This is a genomic window from Flavobacterium lacus, from assembly GCF_003268815.1.
Lineage (GTDB): Bacteria > Bacteroidota > Bacteroidia > Flavobacteriales > Flavobacteriaceae > Flavobacterium > Flavobacterium lacus.
This window is the reverse complement of record NZ_QLSV01000016.1, coordinates 51,648-69,404: the sequence shown is the minus strand read 5'-3', so window position 1 is coordinate 69,404 and position 17,757 is coordinate 51,648. Positions and strand designations below refer to the sequence as shown.

Annotated in this window: 22 protein-coding genes; 11 read left to right on the top strand and 11 right to left on the bottom strand. The window is 37.0% G+C overall.

Going from position 1 to position 17,757, the window contains the following annotated elements; translation table 11 throughout:
- Positions 1–46: 46 nt before the first annotated feature.
- From B0I10_RS14090 to B0I10_RS14075, 4 genes are all read left to right on the top strand, one after another.
- Positions 47–460, top strand: a complete 414-nt coding sequence (locus B0I10_RS14090; RefSeq protein ID WP_112087153.1) for a hypothetical protein — start codon at positions 47–49, stop codon at positions 458–460.
- 68 nt (positions 461–528) lie between these two features.
- Complete coding sequence (locus tag B0I10_RS14085) at positions 529–1,206, top strand: peptidoglycan DD-metalloendopeptidase family protein (RefSeq protein ID WP_112087152.1); 678 nt, start codon at positions 529–531, stop codon at positions 1,204–1,206.
- 1 nt (position 1,207) lies between these two features.
- Positions 1,208–1,690: a hypothetical protein gene (locus tag B0I10_RS14080; protein ID WP_112087151.1), complete on the top strand. Its 483-nt coding sequence runs from the start codon at positions 1,208–1,210 to the stop codon at positions 1,688–1,690.
- On the top strand, positions 1,671–2,141 hold the full coding sequence (locus B0I10_RS14075) for a nuclear transport factor 2 family protein (RefSeq protein WP_112087150.1): 471 nt from the start codon (positions 1,671–1,673) through the stop codon (positions 2,139–2,141). Before B0I10_RS14080 ends, B0I10_RS14075 begins: the two co-directional genes overlap by 20 nt.
- Before the next feature lies 1 nt (position 2,142).
- On the opposite strand, the gene B0I10_RS14070 is transcribed toward B0I10_RS14075, so the two are convergent.
- The 6 genes from B0I10_RS14070 to B0I10_RS14045 are packed head-to-tail and all read right to left on the bottom strand — an operon-like array spanning position 2,143 to position 7,858.
- Complete coding sequence (locus B0I10_RS14070; RefSeq protein WP_112087149.1) at positions 2,143–3,186, bottom strand: o-succinylbenzoate synthase; 1,044 nt, start codon at positions 3,184–3,186, stop codon at positions 2,143–2,145.
- 3 nt (positions 3,187–3,189) lie between these two features.
- Positions 3,190–3,867: a metal-dependent hydrolase gene (locus tag B0I10_RS14065; RefSeq protein WP_112087148.1), complete on the bottom strand. Its 678-nt coding sequence runs from the start codon at positions 3,865–3,867 to the stop codon at positions 3,190–3,192.
- Positions 3,868–3,885: 18 nt separating this feature from the next.
- Entirely contained in the window at positions 3,886–4,827 is a 942-nt protein-coding gene (menA, locus tag B0I10_RS14060) for a 1,4-dihydroxy-2-naphthoate octaprenyltransferase (protein ID WP_112087147.1), read from the bottom strand.
- Between the two features lie 44 nt (positions 4,828–4,871).
- Positions 4,872–6,371, bottom strand: a complete 1,500-nt coding sequence (locus tag B0I10_RS14055) for a PH domain-containing protein (RefSeq protein ID WP_112087146.1) — start codon at positions 6,369–6,371, stop codon at positions 4,872–4,874.
- 4 nt (positions 6,372–6,375) lie between these two features.
- On the bottom strand, positions 6,376–6,996 hold the full coding sequence (locus B0I10_RS14050) for a PH domain-containing protein (RefSeq protein WP_181456964.1): 621 nt from the start codon (positions 6,994–6,996) through the stop codon (positions 6,376–6,378).
- Between the two features lie 22 nt (positions 6,997–7,018).
- Positions 7,019–7,858, bottom strand: coding sequence for a 1,4-dihydroxy-2-naphthoyl-CoA synthase (locus B0I10_RS14045; protein WP_181456963.1), 840 nt, complete (start codon positions 7,856–7,858; stop codon positions 7,019–7,021).
- Between the two features lie 227 nt (positions 7,859–8,085).
- On the opposite strand from B0I10_RS14045, the gene B0I10_RS14040 reads away from it, so the two are divergent.
- From B0I10_RS14040 to B0I10_RS14030, 3 genes are all read left to right on the top strand, one after another.
- On the top strand, positions 8,086–8,604 hold the full coding sequence (locus B0I10_RS14040; protein WP_146740370.1) for a hypothetical protein: 519 nt from the start codon (positions 8,086–8,088) through the stop codon (positions 8,602–8,604).
- Between the two features lie 25 nt (positions 8,605–8,629).
- Positions 8,630–9,073 (top strand): PH domain-containing protein, encoded by a 444-nt coding sequence (locus B0I10_RS14035; protein WP_112087144.1) that lies wholly within the window; start codon positions 8,630–8,632, stop codon positions 9,071–9,073.
- 62 nt (positions 9,074–9,135) lie between these two features.
- Positions 9,136–10,338 carry a serine hydrolase domain-containing protein gene (locus B0I10_RS14030; RefSeq protein ID WP_112087143.1) on the top strand — a complete coding sequence of 401 codons (1,203 nt, stop codon included), beginning with the start codon at positions 9,136–9,138 and terminating at the stop codon, positions 10,336–10,338.
- A gap of 637 nt (positions 10,339–10,975) precedes the next feature.
- Here the strand turns inward: B0I10_RS14030 and B0I10_RS14020 are convergent.
- The 4 genes from B0I10_RS14020 to B0I10_RS14005 all read right to left on the bottom strand — a co-directional run bounded on the left by B0I10_RS14020 (position 10,976) and on the right by B0I10_RS14005 (position 15,035).
- Positions 10,976–12,340 carry a metal-dependent hydrolase family protein gene (locus tag B0I10_RS14020; protein ID WP_112087141.1) on the bottom strand — a complete coding sequence of 455 codons (1,365 nt, stop codon included), beginning with the start codon at positions 12,338–12,340 and terminating at the stop codon, positions 10,976–10,978.
- A 92-nt stretch (positions 12,341–12,432) separates the two neighbouring features.
- Entirely contained in the window at positions 12,433–13,347 is a 915-nt protein-coding gene (locus B0I10_RS14015; RefSeq protein WP_112087140.1) for a hypothetical protein, read from the bottom strand.
- A gap of 221 nt (positions 13,348–13,568) precedes the next feature.
- The gene (locus tag B0I10_RS14010) at positions 13,569–14,402 is read right to left on the bottom strand and encodes a CvfB family protein (protein WP_112087139.1); all 834 of its coding nucleotides are present in this window, start codon (positions 14,400–14,402) and stop codon (positions 13,569–13,571) included.
- Positions 14,403–14,468: 66 nt separating this feature from the next.
- The gene (locus B0I10_RS14005; RefSeq protein ID WP_146740369.1) at positions 14,469–15,035 is read right to left on the bottom strand and encodes a hypothetical protein; all 567 of its coding nucleotides are present in this window, start codon (positions 15,033–15,035) and stop codon (positions 14,469–14,471) included.
- Between the two features lie 61 nt (positions 15,036–15,096).
- Here B0I10_RS14005 and B0I10_RS15925 point away from each other — a divergent pair, with 61 nt between their 5' ends.
- Entirely contained in the window at positions 15,097–15,231 is a 135-nt protein-coding gene (locus B0I10_RS15925; protein ID WP_449404078.1) for a DUF7149 domain-containing protein, read from the top strand.
- Positions 15,232–15,583: 352 nt separating this feature from the next.
- Here B0I10_RS15925 and B0I10_RS14000 read toward each other — a convergent pair whose 3' ends face one another.
- The gene (locus B0I10_RS14000; RefSeq protein WP_112087137.1) at positions 15,584–15,928 is read right to left on the bottom strand and encodes an RDD family protein; all 345 of its coding nucleotides are present in this window, start codon (positions 15,926–15,928) and stop codon (positions 15,584–15,586) included.
- 246 nt (positions 15,929–16,174) lie between these two features.
- Between B0I10_RS14000 and B0I10_RS13995 the strand changes: the two genes are divergently transcribed.
- The 3 genes from B0I10_RS13995 (at position 16,175) to B0I10_RS13985 (ending at position 17,700) form a co-directional block, all read left to right on the top strand.
- Positions 16,175–16,405 (top strand): hypothetical protein, encoded by a 231-nt coding sequence (locus B0I10_RS13995; RefSeq protein ID WP_112087136.1) that lies wholly within the window; start codon positions 16,175–16,177, stop codon positions 16,403–16,405.
- Positions 16,406–16,593: 188 nt separating this feature from the next.
- The gene (locus tag B0I10_RS13990) at positions 16,594–16,830 is read left to right on the top strand and encodes a hypothetical protein (RefSeq protein WP_112087135.1); all 237 of its coding nucleotides are present in this window, start codon (positions 16,594–16,596) and stop codon (positions 16,828–16,830) included.
- Between the two features lie 6 nt (positions 16,831–16,836).
- The gene (locus B0I10_RS13985) at positions 16,837–17,700 is read left to right on the top strand and encodes a GIY-YIG nuclease family protein (RefSeq protein WP_112087134.1); all 864 of its coding nucleotides are present in this window, start codon (positions 16,837–16,839) and stop codon (positions 17,698–17,700) included.
- Positions 17,701–17,757: the final 57 nt, after the last annotated feature.

Here is a 17,757-nt window from a genome sequence, read left to right as displayed (position 1 = left end):
TCAATTTGTCATTAAAGTTTATGAAAAATTAAATAAATAGTAAAAAATGAATACTTTTTTTAAGAATACTGTAGCAGTTGTTATTGGAATTGTTTTAGGAAGCATTATCAATATGGCTTTGATTAAAATCAGTGTTTTTGTCATTCCACCACCCGAAGGAGCTGATGTAAGTACCATGGAAGGATTGAACGCATCCATTCATTTGTTTAGGCCTAGCCATTTTATTTTCCCCTTTCTTGCTCATGCTGTAGGTACGCTTTTTGGTGCTTTTCTTGCTGCCAAATTATCAAGCAATCATCCGATGAAGCTGGCCTACGGAATAGGCTTTTTTTTCTTGCTGGGTGGCATTGCGAGCGTGTTTATGCTTCCGGCTCCTATGTGGTTTAATTCGTTAGATCTACTTGTTGCCTACCTTCCCATGGCTTATTTAGGTGGTAAATTAGCTATTAAAAAGAAATGATATGTTAATAAGTAATATTTTAAAATCAATTTAACAGATTAAAATATTGGGTGAAGTATCTTTGAAAAATGAATACACTTGAAACAATTTTATTTCAACAAACTAATGTGCGAGTTATTGACTCTTCCATTCCATACAGTAAATATATTCCTTTAGATTTATCTGTTCATTCCGATGCGTTAAAAGAATATAAACCTCAAACAGCTGCTGAATATGAAATTTTTATTGCAGATTATTTATCCAAAAATCAAGCTCAAGTAGCCTATGGTGGTTATCTTGAAAAACGAAAGTTATACGAAAGGAGTTCAATTTTTAATTCCACAACTGCTGCCTCTGAAAGAAATATTCACATCGGTTTAGATTTATGGATTAAAGCCGGAACATCAGTTTTAGCAGCACTTGATGGTGTAGTGCATAGCTTTCAAAACAATACAGCTTTGGGTGATTATGGACCAACTATCATTTTAAAGCATACGTTAAATAATTGTGAATTTTATACACTTTACGGTCATCTTTCGTTAGAAAGTATAGCTTTGTTGCGTGGTAATCAATCTTTTAAAAAAGGGGAGAAAATAGCTACTTTAGGTACCGCTGCTATTAATGGCAATTATGCCTCACATTTACATTTTCAAATCATCGTGGACATAGAAGAATATCAGGGGGATTATCCTGGTGTTTGTAGTGAAAATGATATGCTTTATTATACTAAAAATTGCCCTGATCCAAATTTGCTTTTAAAGATTTAAGATGAAAAAAGTTGCCTACTGTTTCCTATTATTACTACTTATTACCGCTTGTAAATCGAGAAAAACAGCCGCAACAGGTGAGCACGTAGAAAAAAAACCTGAATTTATAAAAGTAAGCATCAACGAAGTCAGTTCGGTCAAAAAGAGCAGAGCGTATGCGTTAGGCAAACGTATGCTAAACACTTGCAACACCTCTACTTTCAAGCCGTTCACCAAAGAAGAAGCGACTGACGAAGTTTTGAAAAAAATAAATAAAGATAAAATCGCGATGACTTGCCAAAACATTCTACGTGTTTTTGGTCAATTTCAAGACATGAAATTAGTGGAAGCCCTCCGAAATGATGAAGATGGACTAACCATTTTCCGATACAAATGTGAATACGAAAAAAAATACAAAATCAAAGAATTACGCGTTTCAATTAACGACGAAAATAAAATAACAGCCATAACCACAAAAGACTGGAATGATACATACCACCCATAATGTCCTACTGAAATTCTATGACTCTTTTAGTAAACTCGACGCCAAGAGGATGGCCGAGTGCTATCATCCGGATGCCACCTTCACTGATCCGGCTTTTGGCAAATTAAATTATGATGAAGTTTGTGCCATGTGGAAAATGCTTATCGAACGAAGCAAAGGAAACCTGTCCGTTGAATTTTTCGATTTAAAAAGTTCCAAAAAAAACGGCACAGCTAAATGGGTTGCGACGTATAACTTTAGTAAAACCGACCGAAAAGTCGTGAATGAAATTTATGCGAAATTCAAATTTCAAGATGGTTTAATCATCAAACACACCGATTCATTCAGCTTATGGAAGTGGAGCGGAATGGCATTGGGATTAAAAGGTTATTTACTGGGTTGGACACCTTTTATGCGAAACAAAATCAGAGAACAAGCCAAAGATTCATTGAATAAGTTCTTAGCTAAATAAGCTAAAATTCCAATTGGCTGATATCCCAATTCAGAGCAGGATTATACTTTAATTTTCCTTTGACAACTTCCAGCGGACAATCAACATTGTTGGTATAAAGTCCTCCTGTTCCCAAACCTTGTGGCATTGGATTTTGAAGCGTAAACGTCCATTGAGCAATTGCATTCAAACCAATATTACTTTCCAAGGCTGAGGTAATCCACCACTTAATTTGAAGTGATTCAGCTACCTCAATCCACTCTTGTGTTCCTCGAAAACCACCGACCAAACTCGGCTTCAAAATGATGAATTGAGGTTGGGTTTTTTGAAGTAATTGTCTTTTTTCTTCCTTTGAAAACACACCAATCAGTTCTTCATCCAAAGCTATCGACAAAGGTGACATTTTACACAACTCTGCCATCCTGTCAGTATGATTTTTTGCAATAGGTTGTTCTATACTATGTAATTTAAAACCAGCTAATTGATTTAATTTATCTAAAGCTTCATTTAAACCAAAAGCACCGTTCGCATCCACTCGGATTTCAATGGTTTTTTCATCAAAATGTTGACGAATATAACGCAATAATCCTAATTCTTTTTCAAAATCAATGGCTCCGATTTTTAATTTTATACAACGAAAACCTTGTGCTAATTTTTCTTCAATTTGGGCTTTCATAAACGACTCTTCGCCCATCCAAACCAACCCATTTATTTCCATATTTTTTTGTCCGGAAGTAAATTCAGATGGAAATAATTCAAACGGATTTTCACTTTCCAACGATAAAAAAGCCATTTCAATTCCGAATTGAATAGACGGAAATTCGATTAAATTTTCCCAAAGTTCATCCACTCCTAAATGAATATGTTGACACACCCATTTTAATTTTTCTTCATAATCGGGTCGGTCATCAATGCTTAATGTTCGTAAAATACCGCACTCGCCTATTCCTTTTTTACCATCCTTTTCTAGGATGATAAACCAAGTTTCTTTTTGGGTTAAAACACCTCTGGAAGTACCGGAAGGTCTTTTGAAGTTTAATGTATATTTTTGATATGTTGCTTTCAAGAATTACAGCTCAATAAATCCACCAATTTCTAACAACATCAAATCTTTTCCGCTGTTAAAGAATTTTTTGATGGCTTCTTCGTGATTGATTTCGATATAACCGAACGTATCGTAGTGAATGCCTAACACTTTATCACATTCCACAAATTCTGCGGCTGTGATCGCATCTTCCACATCCATGGTAAAATTACTTCCGATGGGAAGAATGGCCAAATCCAACTTCGTGCGAAGCGGAATTAACTTCATATCCATCGTTAATGCGGTATCGCCTGCAATGTAAATATTTTTATGTTCGCCTTCAATCACAAATCCGCCCGGATTTCCGCCATACGTACCGTCCGGGAAAGAACTGGAATGAATGGCATTGACATATTTTACCTTCCCGAATTCAAAATCCCAACTTCCGCCGTGATTCATTGGATGGTTTTGAAAGCCTTTGTTTCCGTAATAGGTAGCAATTTCCCAATTGGAGACAATTATGGCATTGGTGCGTTTTGCAATGGCTTCCACATCTAAAATATGATCTTGGTGTGCGTGCGTCAACAATATAAAATCAGCTTTCAATGAATGAATATCAATGTGAGAAGCCTTTGGATTTCCTGAAATAAACGGATCCACTACAATATGTTTTCCATTCACTTCAATTCCGAGTGAAGAATGACCAAAAAATGTAATTTTCATAGCAGTAAAAATTAAAAATTATACAATAATATCTGAAATAAAATAAATCAAACACAACGACAGCAGCAAAGAAACCATGAACGTGGATATCGCCAAACGTTTTAACTCAGGGTCTAAATCGGCTGGGTTTTGTGTTCTGCTCACACGAAGTAAATGCGTAATAATTGGTAGAAAAACAATCAAATAAATATATTGATCGATGGCAAAATTTTGCAAAATTCCAAAAATCAACAATAACACCATTGCAGAAATAACCAAGAAGTAATGATATTGTTTGGCTTTTACTCCACCAATTTTCACCACAATCGTATTTTTTCCAGCTTTTTTATCCGAAACCTCGTCACGCATGTTATTCAAATTGAGCACTCCGACGCTCAAAAATCCAATGGCAATTGCCGGTAGTAACAAATACCAATCAAATACTTTGGAAAACATAAAATAGGAGCCATACGTACTTACTAATCCGAAAAAGAAAAACACAAAAATATCACCATAACCTTTGTAGCCATAAGCTCCTTTTCCAACGGTGTAGCGAATTGCCGATGCAATGGCAATAATTCCCAATAGTAAAAAGAAAATGGAATAATATAAATATTCTAAACCAAAAGCCGTGTAAATCAATAAAACAGCCGAGATAAAGGTTAGAAATGCTGTAATAATGATGGCTCGCTTCATTGCAGCAGGAGAAATTACTCCACTTTGCAACGCCCGTTTCGGACCAATTCGGTCTTCGTTATCGGTGCCTTTTACTCCATCGCCGTAATCGTTGGCAAAATTGGATAACACTTGCAATCCTATTGTTGTTAACATCAATAAACCAAAAATCTTCCAACTGAATACTTGTGTGGGTGTGAGCACACTTTCTGTTGGTTTAGACAAGGCATAAAAACTTCCTACCAAAATTCCCGATACCGAAAGTGGTAATGTTCTCACCCGAGCGGCTTCAATCCAATGCTTCATTATTGTTTAATTTTATTCTGCAAAAGTAAGCTAATTTTAACGATTTACATCCAATTTTGGTTACTGCGTTCCACTTGATACAACCAATAATTGATCCACGGTTTTAAAGCAGAATAATTAGCAAATTTAAAGGATAAATCGCCAGCAGCGGTATGAAAGGTTAAATGAACTACATCTGACCGTTTGTGCCACAAATATTGTTTAGTAGTAATGCCTTGTATTTTGAATGGTTCAATCAATTGATGCTGAACATCCCAAGCATTGCCTTTTAACGTTATAAAATCGAGACTAAGCAGCAATCGGTAATTTCTAAATTGAAAAAACACAATCATTCCCATCAACAAAACATACGCGATCATTACCGGAAAAAAACTTTGTAGTGCTTCAAAAACAAATAAGCCCATGAAAGTAAAGATGGCACAAGGGAAAAAAATTCCGAATAGAATTGCTTTGATTAAATATCTAAAATTAGGCTTCAAAATTTCTTTGGTAGTGGGAATTTTATCTAAAATCATTTGCAGTATAGCCTCTTTTTCTGCAGGACTACAACCGGGAACTTCAATATCATTACTGCTTTTTCCCTCTGTTCCAGCTTCATCGGTAGAAGAAGCCTGCTTGAGTCGCAGGTCGAATAAATTAAGCTTTCGTTGAAAAAAATTCTGGCTAAAGGCCGTAATCTGAACTTTTGCCGGTTTAAGTAGCGTATTCTTTTTGGCGAATAAACCATGCGTGATAGCCAATGCTTTTCGTTGAATAACCATTTGATATTCAAAATACTTGACTACCGTTCGGATTAGATTGATTAAAAGTACTAAAACCATCACTCCAATTAGAAAAAACGAGAGCGAAAAATAACCCAATCCTCGGTCAACCAAACCATTTACTTCCTCTTCATCCACCTCAAAGGAAGTTACCACATCATGAAAACCGCCGTATAACGTACCAACAAAACCAATCAATAAAGCTATGCTTCTTCCGTAATTGGAGGTAATTCCAACTTTTAAAAGTGTGAGAAAGCTAATCTTTAAAAAAGGTTTTTCCGTTTCCAAACTTGATTCATCGGTTAAAATATCGATTGTGGTTTTTTCAAACGAAAGTAACTTGTTTTTCAAATGTAGAGCTACCTGATTATCCACTGCACGAATACTCGCTTCTTTTTTATTGCTTCCGGCCGTATCGATATCTACACTGAACACACCCACCAATTTTTGAACAACCGACTGATTGATATTTACTTGCTGAATTTTATCTAACTGAATTGTAATGTTGTTTTTGGTAATTACCCCTTTTTGAATGACAAATTCTTGTTTTTCTTCATCTAAAAAATAAGTAAAATTGATGTATTTTAAATAAGCGATTACACCAATTAAAAGTAATAAAATTAAAAATCCGAAAATTAAAAAATACATCTTACTCCAATCAAACTTGTAAATTACGAGCAAAATCGGAGCCCAGAGTCCGCGAATAATACCTTGCAACGTATCGGCAAACATAATGGCGATTCCTTTGACCGATTGCCGTTGGGGTTTACTAAAATCGTACATGGCGTTAGTTTTGCGTTTCGTTTTCCGAATCGGATCGCGATTCGTCTATTGGATGATTTTCTTCCCGGATTTCTTCGGGAAAAATTGGTTCTTCAATTACGTTTGAAACATTTTCCAGTACCGTAATCTTATTCAACAAGAACGATTTAATGCGTTCGGCTTCTTCTTTTGGCAAACCCGGAATATGCAAATCGCTGCTGCTTCCACCGGCAGTATACACTTGCAATTCGCTCAATTGGTACATGCGTGAAAAAACACCTTCATGTAAAGCGACGTGCTGAATTCTGTTGAATGGAATCACCGTTTTTGTGGTGGATAAAATTCCTTTGCGGAACAAAATATCTTTTTCACGAAGCGCATATCCTTTTTTTCTGAAACTGATGTTTGAGAGCCAAAATAAAAGCGCAATAATTCCTATGAGAATTGCAACCCAAAGAATAACATTGGAACGAACAAAGTCATTAAAAATAATGAATAGCGTAAGTCCGATAGCCAAAATAACTGCAAAAATGGCATTGCTGATATAGACGACGTTTAAATAATTTTTGTTTAGTGGTTGAAACGGAACCAATTCGAATTTTGGCAACGAATCAAACGAAACCGTTGAATTAGTAAATTCTTCCAAAGTATATAGTTTTAGTTGATGATTATGGAATCCATTTTTTCTCAAAGTTAGGCTTTCTTTTTTCCAAAAAGGCATTTCTGCCTTCTTTTGCCTCTTCGGTCATATAGGCTAAACGAGTGGCTTCGCCTGCAAAAACTTGCTGTCCTACCATACCATCGTCGGTTAAATTCATGGCAAACTTCAACATTTTGATAGACGTCGGTGATTTGGCTAAAATCTCCTGAGCCCATTCATAGGCTGTCGCTTCCAGTTCGTCGTGTGGAATCACGGCGTTCACCATGCCCATTTCAAATGCTTCCTGAGCCGAATAATTTCTACCTAAAAAGAAAATTTCCCGGGCTTTTTTCTGTCCGACCATTTTAGCCAAATAAGCTGAGCCATAACCCCCGTCAAAACTGGTGACATCGGCATCGGTTTGTTTAAAAATCGCATGTTCTTTACTTGCAAGGGTCAAATCGCACACTACATGCAAACTGTGACCGCCACCCACAGCCCATCCCGGCACCACGGCAATCACGGCTTTTGGCATGAATCGAATTAAACGTTGTACTTCCAAAATGTTTAAACGGTGCATCCCATCATCGCCCACATAGCCTTGATGACCTCGAGCCCGTTGGTCGCCGCCGCTGCAAAAGGAATAAATACCGTCTTTGGGTGAAGGTCCTTCGGCGGAAAGTAAGACTACCCCAATTGAGGTATCTTCTTGTGCATCATAAAATGCTTGATACAACTCGGCGGTCGTTTTGGGTCGGAACGCATTACGCACTTCCGGTCGGTTAAACGCAATTCGGGCTACGCCGTTGCTCTTTTTATAGGTGATATCTTCAAACTCTTTTGCGGTTTGCCAATTTATTTCTGCCATAATCATTTGATTTTAGCGTAAAAATACTATTTTTAACTTTTGAAAAGAAGAAATCTAGTTGTGAAAAATCATAACTTACTGTTAAATGATTTATAATAAAGATTTTATATTTTAAAAAAAAACAATAAAGTGACTATATTTGAAATAATAATTGTTTTGCCAATCAAAAGTTGTTGAAAACAAAAACAAAATAAGTAGCAACAAATAAACAACTCTTACTAAAAAATATGAAAAAGATTATTCTCTTGGTGCTTTCCTTTATAACCTATGCCTCTGTTTTGGGTCAGTCTGACAACCCATCTGTTTTTGTGATGAATTTAGCAGAAGATGCCTTGGAAAGTAAAACCATCGTTAAAAAAGACGAACTATCGATTGACAAATCAAATTACATGACCGAACAAAATGGTCTTGTTATTCTGGCCTATGAGTCGATTTATCCGCTGGAGTACATCAACACCTTGGATAAAGACGGTTTATCAAACCTCTTGAAATCAATTAATCAAGAAGGTTTTGAAAAATTAAATGGGCTGATGGGTGCGTTACCTGAAAATCCTGTTGAAAAAAATATGAAGTTCAAGAATGCCTCCGAAACCATTCAAACCATTGGAAAAGTAAACGGAATGAATTTAGAGTCAACCACACTTCGTAGTCAAAATAATTTTTTACAGCTTATTTTTATTGGTGAGGTAAAATCAAAAGAGGCTCAAGATTTTATGTCCCAGTTAGAAATTATTGTGGTAGAATAAAGTAAAAAAATAGTGCGTTTGTCAAATGAAAGAGCAGGTTTTTTATTCCGCTGTTCATCCCCTTACGAAAGTAATGCTCATTGGTTTTCCAATTTGTTTATTTTCCTTAACGTTTTTTATTTTCTGGGAAGGTAATTTAAAACCAGAAGACCTTATTGCCGCTTTGCTTATTGTTGCTGCGGCAATCTTTTTAGTTTGGATTTTAGTTGATACCAAATATGTCATCGAGAACGAAACTGTTTTACATTACAATTCAGGACCAATTCGAGGCAAAATTGACATTAACAGCATCCGAAAAATCGAATACCAATACGGTTGGGTTACGAAAAGTTTTTTAAAAGCCTCCTTGGATAAAAACGGGTTATACATTTATTACAACAAATTTGATGATTTGTATGTTTCTCCAAAAAATAAAGAGGCTTTTGTTAATTACCTGTTGACAATTAATCCTAAAATTGAAATAATTTAGATTTTTTTAAGTTTAAAAAGTTTAGTTTTGTTATTCCAACCAACCGAATACCCTTTTTACGCATGTCTAAACTACCCATTGCCGTTGCAATTTTCACGATACTCCTCACTTTTTCTTGTCAAAAAAAGCAAGAGACTCCACTTTTAGCACTTCATGTTCCTGAAGAGGTTGTTCTCGTCGATTCCTCCTTAATCACCATCCCGTATTCGTTAGCGTTACATCCGGTTTCAGCTGCTTATGCGTTTGAAAAAGAAAGAGCGGTTTCTGAATTCTACAGCAAAAAAATAGGATTATCTGATTTTAGCGGAAGCTTATTAGTCGCAAAGAACGGCAAAATCATTTTTGAAGATTATAAAGGTTATGCCAACTTTGCCAGCAAAACACCGATTTCGGAAACAACGGCCCTGCATTTGGCCTCTGTGAGCAAAGTAATGACCGCAACACTCATTTTAAAATTAGTTCAAGAAAATAAAATCGATTTAAACGAGAAAGTGCAAACGTATTTACCTGACTTTCCCTATCAAAATACCACGGTGAAAACACTCTTAAATCACCGCAGCGGCCTACCCCATTATTCCCGTTTCAGCGAAAGCATAAAAGGATGGAATTCAAGAAAAACACTCACCAATGCCGATGTGCTGGATTACTTAAAACGCTACAAATTTGCCTTGTTAGCTAAAAACGACACCAAATTTAATTACTGCAATACCAATTATGCTATGCTGGCTCTCATTATTGAAAAAGTAACCGAAAAAAGTTATGCCGAAGCTATGCGGGAACAAATCTTTCAACCTTTAGGGATGAACGATACGTTTGTGATTGATTTTGTGAATCAAAAAAATGAAGTGAGCCAATCGTATAAATCCAATTATGTCAATCACGGTTGGGATCAGTTTGATGCCATTTACGGCGATAAAAACATCTATTCCACTCCACGCGATTTGGTTAAATTTGACTTGGCGACCTATTCATCTGAATTTCTCCGCAACGATTTATGGGAAGAAGCTCTCAAGGGCTATAGCTATGAAAAACGAGGGGTAAAAAACTACGGTTTAGGCATTCGTATTCGCGAGTGGGAAACCGGTCAAAGCCTGCATTATCACAACGGTTGGTGGCACGGCAATACATCCTCTTATACTACTTTAAAAAAAGACACTATTGTGATTATCGCCTTGTCTAATAAATATACTCAAAAGACTTACCAGGCCATGAAGCTTTCGGCTTTGTTTGGTGATTATCCGTTTGAGTTGAATGATAAGGAGTAGGTTTCTGTTGTCTGTTTTCTGTTGTCTGTTTTCTGTTTTCTGTTGTTGGTTGTCTGCCAAAGTTTTCGGCACCAATTTTCACCCAGTTTTGTCATTCCGTATGAATCTCCTCCTAGATTTCACACAATCTTCTCATTCCGCGTTTTCTGTGAGAAAAAGTTCTTAATAAAAGTTCCATCAAAATTTATTGCTTCGCAAAGTCGCAATGATTTAACCCTTAAACTTTTAAACCCTTAAACATTTAAACCTAAAAGCTATATTCCTCAAACCCAATCCCCAAATGCCTCAGTAAAAAGATCATGCAAATGCTATTCAGTGCCAATCCTATCCAATAAAGCAGATTGATTTCAGCTGTGTTTTTGATAATCTCCACACAATTCAACAAAGGCATACAAAACACCAATAAAATTGTTGGAATCCAAATAAAATCAAACGTCACCGCAAAAAAAGTAACCGCAAAAAAGCTCTTCACCATCCCTAAAAACAAAAGGATAAAAGCGAAGATGCTTAACGAAAGATATAGTTTAGGTTTGGTCATCATTTTTTGGGTTGGATTGTTTGTGAGCACTCTATCTTTGTGACATCATATTCTATCGGTTAATGCAGCATGAAATTTTACAAGCATCACCCGAATGCATTACTTCTCTACAAATTTGTTTTTTGCTATCTGTCCATCCTTCATAATTACCCAAAAGTTTTCATTGGGTTGAGCGATTAAATCAATGTTTTCAATTGGATTTCCATCCACTAAAATCAAGTCGGCCATCGCTCCTTGTTTAACAATTCCGATTTCGCCTGTATAAGGACTTCGTTTACCGGATAGTGCCAACAATTGAGCATTGTCATAAGTCGCCATTTTTAAAATTTCATACGGTGTAAACCATTTTTTGAGTTTTAACAAGTAATTATTTCGCTCCTCATTTAGCCAAGGTTCAAACAGAAAATCCGTACCCCAAGCGAGGTTAACTTTCATTTTTTTTGCCATAGGCCATAACGCTTGTTGTCCTTCGATCACCGGTTTTCGCTTTTCTCTTCGCAACGGATCCATGTCCGGTGTATCTTCCACGAGGTATTGGGTGCTGAGCCACACTTTATTTTTCTTAATCAGTCGCAATGTTTCTTTGTCTAACAGTTGTCCGTGCTCGATACATTTTACACCCGCTTTTATCGCTCGTTGAATGGCTCTAGGCGTGTAGGCATGTACCGTGACATAGGTTCCCCAGTCCTCGGCACTCTCTACTGCAGCTCTCATTTCATCAAAAGTATATTGCGTCACATCTACCGGATCATAGGCCGAAGAAGTGCCACCACCTGCCATTAATTTAATCTGACTGGCTCCAAATCGCAAATTCTCACGCACTGCAGTCAGCACTTCGTCTCGGCCGTCTGCTATAAAAGTAGCTCCAAAATTTTCTGCTCTCGAAATAGGTCCGAAAAATCGTCGGGAACGTTCTTGCGGCGTTCGTAAATCGCCATGTCCGGCGGTCTGACTGATCATAGCTCCCGAAGGCCAAATACGAGGGCCTTTCGCATTACCGTCATCAATTGCTTTTTTGAGGTCAAAAACAGGTCCGCCCACATCTCGCACCGAAGTAAAGCCTTGCATCAACATTTTTTCCGATTGTATAAATACTTTTCCAAATAAAGCTTCGGGTTTTACATCGGGTGCCATCATATCGCCCATGGTTAACGCTCCAAAAACCATGTGCACATGCACGTCGATTAATCCAGGCATTAGGGTTTTTCCTGTTCCGTCGATCACCAATGTTGTGCTTGTTTCCTCCAGCGGCACTGCCGAAATTACCTCAATTTTATTTCCTTTAATTACTACATGTTGTTGTACTAAAACCGTATTATTTTTGCCGTCGAAAATAGAAACATTCTTAAAAAGTACTGCCTCGTGCGACGCTTGGGCCCAACTAACTTCGGTGGACGTGAGCAAAAACAATAACGACCCTATTGCCGTTAACAAAAAGTGATGCAATACGTAAACTTGTTTCATAGTATTGATTATTTTATGATTTTAAACCCACTTTTATTGCTTGCGAAAATTAGATTTACAAAAGGCTTCCAACAAAACTGAAGCAAAAAACGTTACCGTTTCATCGTCCAAAAATCAAAGCCCAACCCGATTCCGATGTAGGGTTTACGGTTGTAATTCCAATCGCCGGTGTTTTTTGTCAAACCGATATCCCATCCGTAAAAACCTAGTACCTTGAATCCTCTCACGTTTACTCCCAAACCGGGCGTAATAAAAAAGATGAGACCTTCTTCTTCGTTTGTATAATTAGCTCCGGAAAGACGCGTGGTGCCTTCGTCTAGCCCTACTCTGCCCAAACCAAAACCCAGTCCTGCAGAAATGCCGTAGGTTCTTGTTTTGACGTCTAATCTTCGGTTTTTATAAAACTCCCAATCGTAATTCAAACTAAAAGAAGTTCCGATTTTTAATTCACTGGTTACTTGACTGTTTAGTCGATTTTTGATGGCGGGTCTGATTGTAAACGGTATCGTAATGGCACTCCATTTTGTGTGCAAATGCGTTAAAAGCAATTCTTCATGAACGGGTAATGGAATATAAACCATTTGATTGAGTGGTGCATCTGATTCTTCTATAAAAGGAACAGGGCTTAAATAAATCTTTCCCGGCGATTCGGCAGTATATTTAATTCCGGCTATTTTCCAGTTAGATAAAACGGTAACGGTACTATCACGGGGTGTGGCAATCAAGGTATCTTTTTCAAGCACGCGTTGAATGGTCATTCCGGCTATCTCCTCTGTCATTGTCCAACCCGCCTTTAACATGACTTTTTTTGTTCCGATAGGAACAATCACTTTGTCTTGATGTGGCCATTTATGATGCAAAGTATAGACATTAACTATTTTTCGCTGCTGTTTTTGCTGACCGTAGCACAGCACAACACCGGACAAAAAACAAGCTGTAAAAAGTAAAAAAAACCTAACCGATTTTCTTTGGATTAGCCCTGAAAACCAACTTAATTGGAACGTCATAAAATGATAATCTTATTTTGTGTGTGAAGCATTTTGTACTGGTTAGGTGGAATGCAACGCCAGACTCATAGGTCTATTATCAAAATTAATTAAAATTTATTTAATCTACCAAGTTTTTTTTTGATTAGTCTCGCACCAAGTGGAGCGTTTTTTTGTCGAAGTGTTTTTTATCTCGCAAAGTCGCAAAGTTTGAAACCTCAGTAACTCAGCACCTCACCACCTCAGCCAACCAAATAAATCCCATCCTCTTTAATCTCAATCAACTTCTGGCGGTACAATGTTCCGATTGCTTTTTTAAATGTTTTCTTGCTCATTTTCAGGACTGTTTTGATGTCTTCCGGGTGGCTGTTATCGGTGAGGCGAAGAAAACCGCGGCTGGCTTTCAGTTCATCCAAGACGATTTGCGCATTTTCTTCAATGCTTTCAAAACCTACTCGATGCAACGAAACATCTATTTTACCGTCGGGACGCACGAGTTTTACGAATCCTTTGGTTTTGTCTCCCGGACGAATTTTGTCTTCATACACTTCGTTTTTATAAACCAATCCGCGATAACGACCGTTGATAATCACATTAATACCAATATCGGTAATGTGCGAGATAATCAAATGCACTTCCTCTCCGCTTGTTAAACCAGATGGTTCTTTGTCCAGAAACTGATTAATCTTGCTTGAACCCACCAACCGATTCGTTTTTTCATCCAAAAACAAATGCACCAAATAGCGTTTGCCTTGCTCCATCGGTCGTGCTTGCTCTTTAAACGGCACAAACAAATCTTTCTCCAAACCCCAATCTAAAAATGCACCAAATTGATTGGTATAATTCACTCGCAAAAAGGCGAAATCCCCCAATGTAATATACGGTTTGAGGGTGGTAGCGACAGGACGTTCTTCGTGATCCAAATACACAAAAACAGTGATGTCCTGCCCTATTTCGTAATCGGCGGGCACATATTTCACCGGAAGCAATACGTCGTCTTTTCCGTCGGTTAAAAAGAGACCCACTAGGGTGCTTCGGTCAATTTTGAGGGTGTGGTGAACGCCAAGGGTGAGCATAGGGATAATTTTGGGCAAAGGTAGGGAAAATGTGGGAATGGGGCAATTTGTCAATGGAGCAATTTGTTAATGGGGCAAAGGGGCAATTGTTGGGTGTTGGGAAAGAAAGTTGTAGTAGCTATTTAGATTGGTGAGATTGGAACGCGGATGACGCGGATTTAAAAAATTGACGCGGATTTTGTTGGATTCGCTTCGCGAAGGCGGATTTGGGCGGATTTCGGCAGGGTTATCATTTTCTTTTTTTTGATTATTTTTTTTTAACTGCAGAGATTGCTTAGACGCTTCGCTTTTGGGGTTTCTCGCAGAGACGCGAAGACGCTTCGCTTTTTTGGTCAGTTTTTTTACCATTAAGAAATTTGGGTGTTGGGAAAGAAAGTTGTAGTAGCTATTTAGATTGGTGAGATTGGAACGCGGATGACGCGGATTTAAAAAATTGACGCGGATTTTTTTGGATTCGCTTCGCGAAGGCGAATTTGGGCGGATTTCGGGAGGGTTATCATTTTCTTTTTTTTGATTATTTTTTTTTAACTGCAGAGAATGCTTAGACGCTTCGCTTTTGGGGTTTCTCGCAGAGACGCGAAGACGCTTCGCTTTTTTGGTCAGTTTTTTTACCATTAAGAAATTAAGGTTCATTAAGGTTGTTACTAATTGGTGAATTAACTGTGGACATAACCTACTTTTTAATGGAACACAGATGAGTATGCGCAATAAAGCGTTTTTAATAATAAAACCCAACCGCAGCGGCATCGAATTGTTTAAAAGCAATTTGATTTCGTTGTTAAACAGTTGTTCAGAAAAGGAATCGGAGGAGTTTCACAAGAACCGCTAAATTAGCAGCTGCGAGAGAAAGAAAGTGAATAAAAAATTGCCTAAATCCTGTCCATTCACAAACACAAAAAAAAAACTTCCTCCCCAAAAAAAACCTCGCTTAGAAACCTGAAACATCGGAACAAACGAGGTGGTTTTGTGTAAGTAGTATGAAAATTTAGTTTTTTCATCCGGTTGAAACCCGTTGTTACAATTATTTTATCCCTACCAGATTTGAGTTGGTGCGTTGTAGGTTTTGAACGTTTTTAGGAAAGTGGCTTGGAAGTGACAGAGTTTGGAGAGCAGGTTTAAGTCTCGATTTTTTTTAATACTTGCCGCACAACAATTGTTTTTGCGATTTTGTCTCCAATTCTCTAATTATTTTTATCACTTAAGGCGACTAAAATTCCTAAGCACATTTGCAAATCAATTATTGCAAAAATGAATCTTACTATTGCTTGAGTCATTGTAATTTTATTTAAATCATTATTTACAACTTTTAAACTCAAAATACGTTTGCCTATAGTCTGCCCAAATAAACCTTCGCTAATTGGCCAAAGAAAGAGAAAAAGCAAAAAAATAATTGGGATCGAAACATGCCCAACAAAACTTACTATTAATATTAAAGCCAACATAGTAAAAATAAAATAATCAATAAAAAAAGCTATAATTCTTAACCTTTTTTGTGCTACTTCAGTTGTTGAATCAATACTATACATTAGTACTTAGTTTTGGTTAATCAATCTCTGCTAACTAGTAAATATACGCAAGTTTATATATCTCCCGCCAAATATATAAAATCTCCCCACAAACTAAAACACAACTTTTTTACAACCCTTACGGATTCCCGTAAAAAAAAGCAAAAATAACTTTTTACCTTAGCCATCTAGTTTCCTAATTATTTTGCGAAACTAGATTGTTAATTTTATTTAAAAAACCTAAATTTGAGAATTAAACCAGTATACATGCACATCGAACCTCGCAAAGCCCTCAATAAAGCGTTTGAAAAATATAACCCAACCTTAATGGGATGGAGTGGTTTAAAAGTAATAGGTGACAAACTTGATTTAATTTTAAAGTTAAAGCAGTCCAACCCCACCGCAGACACGAGTGCGTTGGAACGTGAGATTGATTTGATGGTTTATGAATTGTGTGGGTTGAGTGAGGAAGAGATTGGGATTATGGAGGAGAGTTAAATAGATGAAGTGGTTTGTAGGAAATGTTACATTAATTTTTTAAATTTGGGTTTCTGAATACAAATACCACAAAGTTTAGCGATAGTATAGAAATTATGTAACCTTTTTTATAAAAAAGTTATATAAAGTTGATGATATTTACTAGTTATGCCTCATTGTAAAGACGACAACAACATAAAACAAAAAATATGACAGTAAGACAAAAAATGGACAGTATTCTTCGAAATGACCCCGATTACTTAGACTGTGGGGAATATCATATTGACGGCAGAGCACACGGAGTTTTGCAAAACACAAAAAACGGAAAAATCAAAGTAGTTTATAAATCCAAAGACGACATTGATGATGACGGGAATCCAATTACCAAAGAAATGGAATATAAAAACCTGAAAGAAATGTTAGAAGATTATAAACTTGTTTATTAATTAAAGATGAAATTCGGAAAGACTATAAAAATATTCCTCATTGATGGAGAACCCAACGGGAGAATGAGTTGTGAACTTTCCAATTGGTCTGGAAAAGCTTATAAAATTCCTCGAATTAAAATCAAGGACTGCTCAGACCGTGACGACCTAACAAGCACCGGTGTTTATTTACTCTTCGGGAAAGATGATGCTGGAAAAGACCAAGTGTATATTGGTGAAGCTGAATCAATTCTAAAACGACTAAACCAACAGTTGACTCAAAAGGATTTCTGGAATGAAGCAATTGTTTTTATTAGCAAAGACGAGAACTTAAACAAAGCTCACATAAAATATTTAGAAAATCGGCTTCACGACATTGCAAAATCGGCCAATCGCTACACAGTTGACAATTCTATTATTCCGACTCAATCCTCAATCTCAGAATCTGACAGAGCCGAAATGGAAGAATTTATTGAATACATTAAAATGCTTGTAAATACACTTGGACATAAAGTATTTGACGAAAAAAGAGAATTTAAAGCTAAACAAAAACAAGAATCGTTTTTTATTAAAGCTGCTCGTGGTGCTGACGGACAAGGAGAACCGACATCTGACGGTTTTGTGGTTTTCAAAAATTCCAAAGCTGCTTCAACAATTGTAAATTCAATGACTCCAAACTTCATCACTTACAGACAAAAACTAATTGACGAAGGAGTTCTTGTAGACAAGGTAGAATACTTTGAATTTTCAGACGACTATATTTTTAGTAGTCCATCGACAGCAGCAGTTATGGTTATGGGACGAAATGCAAACGGACTGACAGAATGGAAAAATAAAGACGGAAAAACGCTTAAAGAATTTGAAACGAATGACAAAACAACGAAGGCATAACAGCACATTGGCAATAGGCGGGGTTTCGTCTCCGCTTGACAGTTTTGAGGTAGCCGA